9 protein-coding genes are annotated in these 11,705 nt (G+C 59.2%); 2 read left to right on the forward strand and 7 right to left on the reverse strand.

All coding sequences use genetic code 11. From position 1 onward, the window contains the following. Together HIM68_RS17215 and HIM68_RS17220 are read right to left on the reverse strand one after the other, a co-directional pair. Positions 1-1,548 carry an FGGY-family carbohydrate kinase gene (locus HIM68_RS17215; RefSeq protein WP_172174554.1) on the reverse strand — a complete coding sequence of 516 codons (1,548 nt, stop codon included), beginning with the start codon at positions 1,546-1,548 and terminating at the stop codon, positions 1-3. 5 nt (positions 1,549-1,553) lie between these two features. Then, positions 1,554-2,888 carry an MFS transporter gene (locus tag HIM68_RS17220; protein ID WP_172174557.1) on the reverse strand — a complete coding sequence of 445 codons (1,335 nt, stop codon included), beginning with the start codon at positions 2,886-2,888 and terminating at the stop codon, positions 1,554-1,556. Between the two features lie 234 nt (positions 2,889-3,122). On the opposite strand from HIM68_RS17220, the gene HIM68_RS17225 reads away from it, so the two are divergent. Further along, on the forward strand, positions 3,123-3,962 hold the full coding sequence (locus HIM68_RS17225; RefSeq protein ID WP_172174560.1) for a sugar-binding transcriptional regulator: 840 nt from the start codon (positions 3,123-3,125) through the stop codon (positions 3,960-3,962). A 157-nt stretch (positions 3,963-4,119) separates the two neighbouring features. Beyond that, a complete protein-coding gene (locus HIM68_RS17230; protein WP_172174563.1) occupies positions 4,120-6,135 on the forward strand; it encodes an AarF/UbiB family protein in 2,016 nt (671 codons plus the stop codon). A 51-nt stretch (positions 6,136-6,186) separates the two neighbouring features. On the opposite strand, the gene HIM68_RS17235 is transcribed toward HIM68_RS17230, so the two are convergent. From HIM68_RS17235 to HIM68_RS17250, 5 genes are all read right to left on the reverse strand, one after another. Further along, positions 6,187-7,713, reverse strand: coding sequence for an amino acid permease (locus HIM68_RS17235; protein WP_172174566.1), 1,527 nt, complete (start codon positions 7,711-7,713; stop codon positions 6,187-6,189). A 231-nt stretch (positions 7,714-7,944) separates the two neighbouring features. Next, positions 7,945-8,841: an ABC transporter ATP-binding protein gene (locus HIM68_RS19225; protein ID WP_216657231.1), complete on the reverse strand. Its 897-nt coding sequence runs from the start codon at positions 8,839-8,841 to the stop codon at positions 7,945-7,947. Next, on the reverse strand, positions 8,838-9,755 hold the full coding sequence (locus HIM68_RS18855) for an ABC transporter ATP-binding protein (protein ID WP_216657232.1): 918 nt from the start codon (positions 9,753-9,755) through the stop codon (positions 8,838-8,840). The genes HIM68_RS19225 and HIM68_RS18855 overlap by 4 nt, the downstream gene beginning before the upstream one ends. Further along, complete coding sequence (locus tag HIM68_RS17245) at positions 9,752-10,666, reverse strand: ABC transporter permease (RefSeq protein ID WP_216657233.1); 915 nt, start codon at positions 10,664-10,666, stop codon at positions 9,752-9,754. The genes HIM68_RS18855 and HIM68_RS17245 overlap by 4 nt, the downstream gene beginning before the upstream one ends. Next, complete coding sequence (locus tag HIM68_RS17250; protein WP_216657234.1) at positions 10,663-11,703, reverse strand: ABC transporter permease; 1,041 nt, start codon at positions 11,701-11,703, stop codon at positions 10,663-10,665. The genes HIM68_RS17245 and HIM68_RS17250 overlap by 4 nt, the downstream gene beginning before the upstream one ends. Between the last annotated feature and the right edge of the window lie 2 nt (positions 11,704-11,705).

The raw sequence follows: 11,705 nt of genomic DNA on the forward strand, positions 1-11,705 counted from the left end.
TTACGGTGCCTGAATCAAGGTTGCGTCCTTGATCTGGTGAGCGTCTGCCCGTAACTGACGCAGGGTTTTCCAAGTGGGTTGTATGGCGTCGCGAACTTGCCGGAATGCTTGCGACTGAACTTTATAGATTTGCTGAACATCCGGGGTTGGTTCGAAGCGTCGCACTGGAGTCATCAACACATCCATTGCGTTGTGGACGCTGTCTGCATGTCTTGTGGCGACCAGAGCAAGCGCGGCGCAGCCGCGAGCTCCGAGTTCAGAGTCGTCTGATCTCTCAATCGTTCGACCAGATACGTCAGCAATGATCTGGCAGATCATATCCGACTGTGCGCCACCGCCACTTAGGCGAATCGTGGTGGTCGAATCGATGCCGAGGGTGTCCATGCACTCACGAAGGGATTGTGCCAATCCCTCGTAGACTGCGCGGACCATGTCAGACGTTTTCGTACTTACAGAGAGATTCGCCCAACCGGCTGATGCCGCAGTATCTACAAAAGGGGCTCGTTCGCCGCTGGTGCTGGTATAGGGAAGATAGATGACTCCACCGGCGCCTGGTCCAGAAGTGTCTGCAAGTGACTCAATCTCTTTCCAGCTGAGTTCGGACAGCCCGAGAGAATCTCGCGCCCAGTCGAGGTTAGGAGTTCCGTTCATCGGTGCAAAACACTCGAGGACCTGTCCCTCACCATCAAATGACAAAGTGATGACCGGTAGGTCGGTCGCGGCAGTCTTTTGGCTATGTACTGCACCGACGAAGCTAGTCGTTCCCATGATTGCATATGCCTGCCCAGGCTTTGCGGCACCAAGCCCAATGCCGCCGACCGGAGTATCAACCATGCCTGTGACCACAGGAAGCCCAGAAGGTAGTCCTGTTGCTTTCGCGGCCGCAGAAGTGATTGATCCAGCGAGGCTAGTTGACGACTTTATGGGAGCGAGAAGCCGTCGAAATCGTTCCTGACCTAATCTTGTGAAGAGTTCATCAGAGTACTGTCCGGTATCTACATCAATGTAGGTTCGACTCGCTTCGGTGGGGTCAGTAGCGATCTCTCCAGTTAGTCGAAAACGAATCCAATCCTTGCAATTGAGATGATGCGCCGATGCCTCAAGTCTCTCGGGATCCGAGGCTTCAAGCTCTTCGAGAAGGACTGGTAGCGCTCCTGAGAATAGGGCGGATCCGGTGATACGACGGACAGCGTCTGCACGACCATCTGACTGCCAGGCATCGACACGATCGCCTGCCCGACCATCCAACCACAGCACAGCTGGTCCGGTTGGATTGCCGTTGCTGTCAATCAGCCATGCTCCGTCTCCTTGCCCAGTGACTGAGACGGCAAGAATCTTTGCCGACGGGGCTTGCGCAAGTGCCTTGTTGGTTGTGAAGCAAACAGCGTCCCAGACTCCCAACATGTCCTGCTCGGCCTGAGTATGCGTCGGCCGACTGATCTCCGTTTCAGTCCGCGAAGACCCTAATACTTCACCTGCGGTCGAGATGACTACGGATTTTACGGCTGTGGTACCTGCGTCGATGCCCAGAATTGCCTCTGTGGTCACTTCGGTCAGCCTTCCGCAGCCTTTGTCGCACCGCTGAGTTCAGTTCGTCGTTTGGCACGTGAAGCCCTTCGAGCCTCGATCTTCTCAGGTTCAATTCCTGGTGCGCGGAGTAGGTATGTAAGGAACAGGCCAATAATGTAGATCGCTGCGAGCACCCAAATCACCGGTGCTACGCCCATGAGAGGAACGAGCCCTGCAATCACGGGCCCAACGAAGTTCGACGCGCCCGCACCAAGGTTGAGCACGGCGACGGCAGCGGCCTTGTGCTCCTTAGCAAGCAGGGGGACCACCGCAGATAGCGGAACATACATGCCGAGAGCGAGACCGTAAATGATTCCGAGGAACATGACGACAAAGTAGTTGGCGCCGACGGCTTGGGGCACATAGTAGAAACCGAGCACGGTGATCGCGGTGGCAAGGCCTCCACCCCAGGCAATTACGTTCAGGCGTCCGAAGATGTCAGATGCGTAGCCCGAGACAAGGTTGGCGAGGACATTCGCGAAAAGCATTGTGCCCCAAATTGAGGACCACTCGGACTGGCTGAAACCAATTGTCTGCACCATGTAGACGTTGAGAAAGACTGCAAACGAGTAGTAGGACATGGTGTTGATAAGTCGCAGGATTCCGCCGACTGCAACTTTAGGTTTCTCCGCCATGATCGTGACAGATTTGACCAGGCCGTCAATGGTTTCCTTCTTGGTCGGCCGGCGGTCGTTCTTCGGGGCTTTGACGAGTACAGCCACCATCGCGGTCGCGATAATAACGAAGACGATTGCAGACCACAAAGTACCGAGCGCTCCGAATGGCTCGACTACTGCCGATACGAAGTAGCCGCTGATAACTCCGAGCCCCATCGCGTTGAAGAACCAGTACCATCCAACTGCTTTGCCCATGACCTCATTGGGCGTTTCCATCGTGACCCAGACAAGGAACCCATAAGCAAAAAAGGGATACCCGATAGCTCTGATCGCGTATGCGATGAGCATGATCGTGTAATTGCCCGGAATTACTCCTCCGACGAGGAACACCATTTCGAGGACAATCCAGATCGCGCCTCCGATGATCATCACTCGCCGAGGACCCCACGATTCAGCTAGAGCTCCAGCGAGCCATGCGGCGATAGCAACGATCAGGCCGTAGACGGAGAACAGTGTGGCAATACTGCCTGCGCCAAACCCTTGGTCGGTCAAGTAGTTGGACAAGAAACTTAGCTCGATTCCGTCGCCCACCATGAAAAGCATCAGAGCCAGGAAGCCCCATGCGAGTTTCGACGAGATTCCTTGGCTGGTGAGGAATCGAGAGAAGCCGCTCGGCTGTGGTGCGGCAGTGAGATCGGACATCGTCTCTCCTTTGAGCGTGAACATTTGTTCACCCAAGTGAACAATCGTAAAGGTAGGATAAGCATTGCGAGGGCGAAGTCAAGAGGAACCCGTAATGGTTTGTCACGAAAGGGTGGGGTGTTGATGAGTGATAGGCGAATGCTCGGGAGAGTAGCTCGGCTCCATTACGAGAGCGGCTTGACACATCAAGACATTGCAAAGCTCTTCAATCTCTCGAGAGTGAAAGTCACGCGAATGCTGGCGGAAGCAAAGCATTTGGGCATCGTGAAGATCACTGTCAACTCTGAAGAGCGACCGTTTTTTGAAGTCGAGAGGGCAATTGTTAGCAAATTTGGGCTGAAAGGAGTTTGGGTTTCACCGCCGGTGGATAGTGTCGACGCGCCTGGACAGGCATTTGACGGAAAAGTGCTAGGGGTCACTGGGGCGGAAGCAATGCAATTGCTACTCAGTCGAGCTAGACGAGTGGTAATTGGACTGAGCGCAGCGGTGAGCGCGAGCGCAGAGCAACTGCCAAAGTTTTCGGCTCCAGAACTTGAGATTTTCCCTTTGGCTGGCGGTCGAGCTGGCCGCGCCAGTGGATCCAACCCGCAGGAGTTGGTGGCAACTGTTGCGACCGCGACAGGAGGTCAAGGTTATCAATTGCCAGCACCGCTGATCGCCGCAGACTCTAGAGTCTACGGGGCGCTTATGGACAGAGCAGGGTGTGCAGACGTTCTTGACGAGGCGGCGCGAGCTGATCTGTTGATTGTAGGCGTGGGTTCTGCTGATCAGGTCGCACCAGTGTTCCGTCAGCAGACCAGTGAACCCGATCTCGAGGAGATCGCACGGTCTAGTGCAGTAGGTGATATTTCTGCCCGCTTCTTTGACTCCTCGGGGGAGCCGGCCGTCGAAGACTTAGACAGTCGGGTGATTGGGCTGTCTCTTGCGCAAATGAGGAGAATTTCAAATCGACTGGCAATTGCAGGAGGCCAAGCAAAAGTGGCAGCCGTTCGCGCTGTCTTGGTCTCAGGAATGGTCAATTATCTTGTGACCGACCTATCGTGTGCACAGGCACTTCTCGAAAAGTCGGACTGAGCGGCAGTCGTGAAAGGGACAGATTGGCCGACGCACTCGAGAGCCGGGCAGCAGGTATAGATGACAGAACGCCTTGAGTCTGAGCATATCGTGGGTCTGAAGCAGCGGTTCAACTAGGCTGGTCGCGGAACGTATCGCAAGTGGGAAGGGCTGACGGGTGACGATCCTCTACACCATCGGACTGGGTGTCCTCAGCGCGCTCATCGTCGGATTCCTCGTCCGGCGGATGATGCTCACCGGCACCGGAGCCGCACGCAACACCATCGTCTCCCTCATCATGGGCCTCTCCATCTGGCCCATCACCCTCCAGGCATACAAACTCCTCGGCATCTCCGAATCCGACCAATACCCGAACCTGTCGATGAGCTTCCCCGCCATCATGGTCTTCCTGCTGCTCTTCGCCTGGTTCATCGTCATCCAGATGTTCGTCCTGCTCGCGATCGAACTCATCATGCCCTCGGGCACCCTGAGCTCACTCATCCGCAACGCACCAAAGATCCCCACCTGGTACCGCCGTGTCAACCGCTTGGCTCAGATCCAGAAGATCCTCATCAAATTCGGCCTTTCCCGCTACCTCCGACCCCGAATCCCGACCCTGCGCGTCTCCCTCCGCGAGATCGCCGCCACTACCCGTGACGCCCTGGCCGCCTCGGGGGTCACATTCATCAAGCTCGGCCAGTTCATCGCCACCCGCGGTGACATGATCCCGCACGAATTCGTCGAGGAGTTCTCCACCCTCCAAGCCGGGGTGAAGCCCGTTCCCTTCGCCGAGGTGAAAGACCAACTCGAAGCTGAATGGGGCCGTCCCGTCGCCGAGGTGTTCGCCGAGTTCGATGAGAGGCCCTTCGCAGGTGCCTCCGTCGCACAGGTCCACCGCGCCGTGACCTGGGAGGGCCGCGTCGTCGCGGTCAAGGTGCAGCGGCCGAAGATCCGCAAACAGGTCCGCGCCGACTGCGATATCGTTCTCACCCTGGCCGACCGTCTCGATCGCACTACCGACTGGGCGAAGAAGATCGGCATCGCGAAGCTCGCCCGCAGCTTCGTCGATTCCCTGCAGGGCGAGCTCGACTACCGTGGGGAGCTCGCGCACATCGAGGCTCTTCGCCTCGCGGATGAGACCGGCCGGTCGACGACGAAGACCGACTCGGTCGTTCACATCCCTCACGTGTACAAGGAACTCTCCGGCGAGTTCGTCATTGTCATGGATCTCGTTGAGGGTTCCCCTCTGTCGCACGGCGCCGAGGTGGTCGACCACCTCTCCGAGATCGCGCGCAGAGAGATCGCCCAGGACCTCTTCCTCATGGTCGTCCGTCAGGTGCTCGGTAAGGGCATCTTCCACGCTGACCTCCATCCCGGAAACATCGTCGTTTCGAGCGCGGGTCGTGCCGGCCTCGTCGACTTCGGTGCCGTTGGCCGCATCGATAAACGCGACCGCCGAGCAATCGCTTTGCTGCTCATGGCCTTCGACTCGCAGAACTCGCAAGCGGCAACTGCCGCAATCCTCGAGTTGCTCGGTACGCCGAGCGAGGTGAACCTGCGGGAGCTGCAGCGTGAGATCGGGCAGATTATGCTCAAGTACGGAGACGGGGCACCTGGCTCGACGTCGGCGGCGCTGTTCGGCGAACTCATCGATTTCGTCGTCGATTTCGGATTCCCTATGCCGGCCTCCGTGGCGACGGCATTCCGTGCCATCAGCACCCTCGAAGGATCAATCACCCGGCTGGTGCCCGAACTCAACCTGCTGGCGCTGGTGACTCAGAACGGCAAGACACTGCTGCGCGAGGTCGGGGGACTGGGAGTCGACCGACACGAAATGGCCCTCTACGCAGCGGCAACTGCACCACAGATCGCCGAACTGCCCGGGCAGATTTCTCGCATTGCCGGGCATCTGCAGGACGGCACGCTCGACGTCGGCACGAGCGGCCTGAATATTGCGACCATCAAGAATCTGCTTGTCTCCACTGTCGAGCAGTTCATCCAAGTGATCGTCTCGACTGCACTAATCCTTGGCGGAGTGATCCTCATGGCCGCGGACTTCGGTCCGCCTCTGGCTCCCGAACTCAAGCTCTTCACGTACTTCGGGGCGTGGATGTTGCTGGCCGGCAGCGTTATCGCCGCCCTGGTCCTCGCCCCAGCGCTTCGGCAGAGGATGACGTGGGAAGGCTTGGGGTAGTCGGCCACCGACTCACAGAGTGAGCCGGGTGGGCCGGCCCATTCGACCTCATCAGATGTCGACCTGGTGCTCGCGCACTCCGTGCTTCTTGCGATACCGCTTATTGAACTCGTAGGCGATCGCGATGACGGCGAGCGAGCCCATCGAGTATGTGAAGTCGAGCCGGGTGCTGGGCAGGATCGCCATCGCGAGAATGACGGCGATCATCGCAAACAGTGCGAAGTACGAAGCATATGGGAAGAGCCACATCTTCATCTTGATGACTTCGCCCTTCTTCTCCATCCGCCGACGCATGCGAATCTGCGATGCGGCGATGAACGCATAGACGACGAGAGCAAGCGCCCCATAGGAATGCAGCAGGATATCGAGGACGACTCCGCCCCCGACGAGATGATCGATGAGGACGGCGAGATACCCGAGCACCGTTGCCAGCAGGACGGCGCGGCGCGGCACACCGGTCTTCGACAGTGTCGTCAGCGCCTTCGGCGCATGGCCTTGGCGAGTCAGGGCGAACATCGTCCGACCGGTGACATAGAGTGCCGAGTTGATCGATGAGAGCACAGCGACGATGGCGAGGATATTGATCGCGATCCCGGCCCATGTGATCCCCATCGTGATCAGAGTCCCGGCGTAGGGGCCGTGCGCATCGGCCGAGAGCCAGCCGACGATATTGCCCGCGATCTCGGTCTTCTTCGACCATGGAGTGATCGTGAGGATGACGAGCATGGAACCGACATAGAACAGCAGCACGCGGTAGATCACCGACCGCGTGGACTTCCTGACCGAGTTCTCAGGATCCTCGGCCTCTGCTGCAGCCATCGTCGCAATCTCGGCTCCGGAGAAGAAGCCGGTGGCGGGCACCACCGCGATGAGCATGCCGATGATGCCCAGCGGTGCGAAGCCGGCCCAGCCGCCTCCATGTTCGCCATCGGCACCGGCCGTCCAGTTCGCGAGTCCATCGGCGAAGGGTCGGCCGTCGGCACCGTTGATCAGCCCCGAGATGTAGATGACAGCAACGAGGATGAACGCGGTGATCGCAACGACCTTGATCATCGCGAACCAGTATTCGAACTCGGCGAACGACTTCGTCGAGAACAGGTTCGTCACGGTCAGTGCGATTAGGATGGCCAGACCGATGATCCACGAGGGAACACCTGGGATCATCCCCTTGAGCAGAGCCGTGGAGGCGGAGACCTCGAAAGCGATGACGACGACCCAGAAGTACCAATACGTCCATCCCGTGATGAAACCCGCCCGATCGCCGAGGACGACGCGAGCGTATTCGTAGAACGAGCCGGTGATCGGTTTGTTGATCGCCATTTCGGCCAGCATCCGCAGGACCAGGGCCGCCAGCAGCCCCGCCAGCAGGAAGGAGAAGATCACGATGGGGCCAGTGGAGACGATGAGGTTGCCGGAGCCGATGAAGAGGCCCGCGCCGATGACCCCGCCGAGGGCGATCATCGAGGTGTGCCGATTCTTCAGCGTCCGTTTGAGTTCAGTTGGCTGTGCATCGGTGCCGGGATCGTGCTCTGAATGCCATACCTGCGGATCCATAGGCTCGTCGTTGAGCTGCGTCATGTGTCCTCCTGGGCGGCGGTGCCCGTGTCGGTGGGAGATGGCCAATGTGTGACCCTCTTCACTGTCCTCGCGTGATGGTGCCACCTGAAGACCCAATCCAGATCACTTATTCGGTACCAGATCTGATCGCGATTCGGGTGTCCGAATGTGCAGGGTGCAGCGCACGCCGACGCACGCCTTGCTCCTGAGCCCAGGGACGCCTCGGAGCAGGGCGTGCGCGTGTGAGAGTGCTCAGTCGATAGCCACGAGGTGGCCCCCTCCGAGATCCTTAAGCGTCACCTTTTCCGGCCCTTGACCCTCTGGCCACACTGGGCTCGGAATTTCGCCGGCGATGAGCGCGCGTTCGCGCCTCTGCCCCGGATCGGCGATCGGAGCCGCTTCCATGAGCCGCTGAGTATACGAATGCTGAGGGTTCTCGAATACCTGTCGCCGTGGGCCCATCTCGACGATCTGCCCGAGGTACATGACGGCAACGCGGTGGGCGATGCGTTCGACGACAGCCAGGTCGTGGCTGACGAAGAGATACGACAGGTCGAACTCCTTCTGGAGTTTGATCATGAGGTTGAGCACGGTGGCTCGCACAGAGACATCGAGCGCAGACACTGCCTCGTCGGCGACAATGAGACTCGGATTGAGGGTGAGTGCTCGAGCGATGCAGATTCGTTGGCGCTGACCTCCGGAGAACTGATGCGGGTACTTTCGCATATCGTCCGCAGTCAGTCCCACGAGTTCGAACAGCTCGGCAACACGAGACTCCGCTTCAGCATTCGACGCCGTTCGGTTGAGACGCATCGGATCGCCGACGATCCTGCCCACCGGCTTGCGCGGATTGAGACTGGCGAAGGGATCCTGGAAGATCATCTGCAGATGCCGGCGGTGCGGTCGCAGTTCCTTCGTCCCCAGGTCTGTGATATCCGTGTCGAGCAGTCTGATCGACCCGCTGTCGGGTTTCTGCAGGCGCATAGCCAAGTTCGCCAATGTGGTCTTTCCGCAACCGCTCTCACCCACGAGCGCCAAAGTCTCTGCCTTGTCGACATGAAAACTCACGTCCTCGACCGCATGGACGCGCATTCCGCCCGAGATCGAGAAGCTCTTGACCAGATTATCGACTTCGAGAATTCTCGTCATTGGGAGACCTCTTCCTGATCGAGCCGGAACAGCGCGGGGGAGTCAGTGCCGTTCATCGACCCCAGAGTCGGAACAGCGCTCAAGAGCTTCTTCGTATAGGGATGCTGGGGACGGTGGAAGATCGTCTCCACACTGCCGGTTTCGATGGCATAGGACTTCCGCATGACAAGCACTCGGTCGGCGACCTCGGCCACCACCCCCATATCATGGGTGATGAAGATGATCCCCGCGTCGAGGTCGTTCTTGAGTTCTCGCAGTAGGGCGAGGATCTGCGCCTGGATCGTCACGTCCAGAGCCGTCGTCGGCTCATCAGCAATCAGGACCCGTGGTTGGCATGCCAGTGCCATGGCGATGACGACACGTTGCCTCATTCCGCCCGACATCTGATGCGGATACTGGCGGGCACGCCTATGCGGTTCGGGAATCCGCACCCTTTCCATGATCTCGATGACGCCCTTCTTCGCTTCTCGGCGAGACATCCCCTTGTGCACCCGCAGCACCTCGGCGAGCTGGTTGCCCACCGAATAGACCGGGTTGAGTGACGTCAGCGGTTCTTGGAAGATCATCGAAATGTCATTGCCGCGAATCGTGCGCATTGTCGCTTCCGAGGCGGTGCGCAGGTCCACGACGTCACCGCTTGCCCGAGAGAAAGTCATCTGACCGTCGGTGACTTTCCCTGAGGAGGAGAGTTCAACGAGCCGCATGATGGCAAGGGAAGTCACAGACTTTCCCGAACCTGATTCCCCGACGATCGCCAAGACCTCTCCGGGACTGACATCGAAGGACACGTCATTGACAGCAACGTTGTCTTGGAACTTCACGGACAGATTCTTCACCGACAGAATCGGTGACTCATCTCCACCGGCTGCCGTGGGACCACTGGTGGGATCGGCGGTGAGCGCTGTGGCGTTCATCGTTCACGTCCTTTGGGATTGAGGGCGTCGTTGAGACCGTCTCCGGAGAGGCTGACACTGAGGACAGCGAGGAAGATTGCCAAACCTGGGAACGCCACCGGCCACCACGCAGTGAGCATCTGTTCGCGGTTGTTACCGAGGATCAGTCCCCAACTCATCGTGTTCGGATCACCGAGGCCGAGGAAGCTCAACCCTGCTTCAAAGAGCATTGCCTGACCGATGACGAGGGTGGACATGACGACGATCGGCGGCAGAGCGTTGGGCAGGATCGTCTTCATGATGATCCAGAAGTCGCCGGCGCCTGCCGCCCGATCATTCCTGACATAGTCGAGTTCGCGAATGCGCAGGAATTCCGCTCGAGTGATGCGCATCGTGGCAGGCCAACTGACGACGCCGATAGCGATCGTGATGGTCAGAAGGCTCGGACTGAACAGAGTGACAAGGACCATGGCGAGCAGCAGCGGCGGCAAGACCTGGAAGAACTCGGTGATGCGCACAGCGACGGAGTCTGCCCAACCGCGATGGTAGCCGGCGAAGCCGCCGAGGATGATTCCGATGGTCGTCGAAAGGATCGCGGCGACCACACCGACGAGCATCGTGGCGCGTCCGCCGTAGAGGAGCTCGGCGAAGAGATCACGTCCCAAGGCGTCTGTTCCCAGCAGCACATCGGATTCTCCCGGGGCTTCCATCGGGATGCCGACGATTTCGAACGGATTGTTCGGATAGACCATCGGCCCGAAGGTGATGGCGAGCAGGATGAATGCGAGCAGCGAAAGGCCCACGAGGGCCACCCGGTTGCGTCGGAACAATGTCCACGCCGTCGTGGGACGTTTCCTCGTCTGCACCGCTGCGGCGGGCGATTGTTCGGGTTGGTCCTGTCCGGTGCCCGGCACCGCCATGATGTCGGTCATTGTGGCCCTCCTGAGATGGCGATCCTGGGATCGATGATGCGGTAGGCCACGTCTGTGACCAGATTGGCGATGATGACGAGTACGGAACTGGACAGCAGGATCCCGAGAATCACTGGTGTGTCTCTGCGGAGGATCGATTCGAGCAGAAGCGAACCGAGTCCCGGCCAGTTGAAGACGACCTCGATGAGCACCACACTCGACAGGAGCGCACCGACGTGGAGTCCGAGCAGTGTGACGACGGGCAGGACCGCGTTGCGCAGCGCATGCTTGAAGATGACGACTTTGCCGCCCAACCCTTTTGCCCAGGCTGTGCGGATGTAGTCGGAGTCGAGGACCTCGAGCATGCTCGTGCGCGCCGTGCGGCTGTAGAGCGCCACATAGATGAGTGCCAGAGCGGTGGCGGGGAGGATGAGATGCATCGTCGTGTCCCACATCTGAGGTAGGGCATGCGGGGAGACGATGATCGAGTTCATTCCCTGGATCGGGAAGATCGGAATAGCGATCGACAATGCCAGGAGCAGCAGCACGGACGTCCAGAACACCGGAGCGGCGAAGCCGACGAGGGCGATGACCGTGACAAAATAGCTGAGGATCCCTTGCGGTTTGATCGCGGCAACGACTCCGAGCAGCGTGCCGATGATGAGTCCGGCGAGCATTCCGGTTCCGGCGAGGAGAACCGTGGGGTACAGCCGCTCACCGATGAGTGCCGTGACATCCTGGCCGAAGTAGAACGAATAGCCGAGGTCGAAATGGGCGATCTGGACCAGGTAGTGCCAGAGCTGAACGATGATCGGATCGTTGAGCCCGTAGGCTTCTCTGATCGATTCGAGCTGCTCGGGGGTCGTGCCGCCGGATTCACCGGCGATGACGGTGGCAGGATCGCCGGGAGCGAGGTGAATGAGGATGAAGTTGAAGATGATGACTGCGAGCAGGAGGAGCACAGCCTGGGCGATGCGGGAGGCAATCGAGCGGCCTCTTGCCAGCGCCATGCTCCTGCGTCCCTTGAGCTTGATCTTCGGTGGGGCGGTCAATGACATGG

The organism is Brevibacterium sp. CT2-23B, assembly GCF_013168765.1.
GTDB lineage: Bacteria > Actinomycetota > Actinomycetes > Actinomycetales > Brevibacteriaceae > Brevibacterium > Brevibacterium sediminis.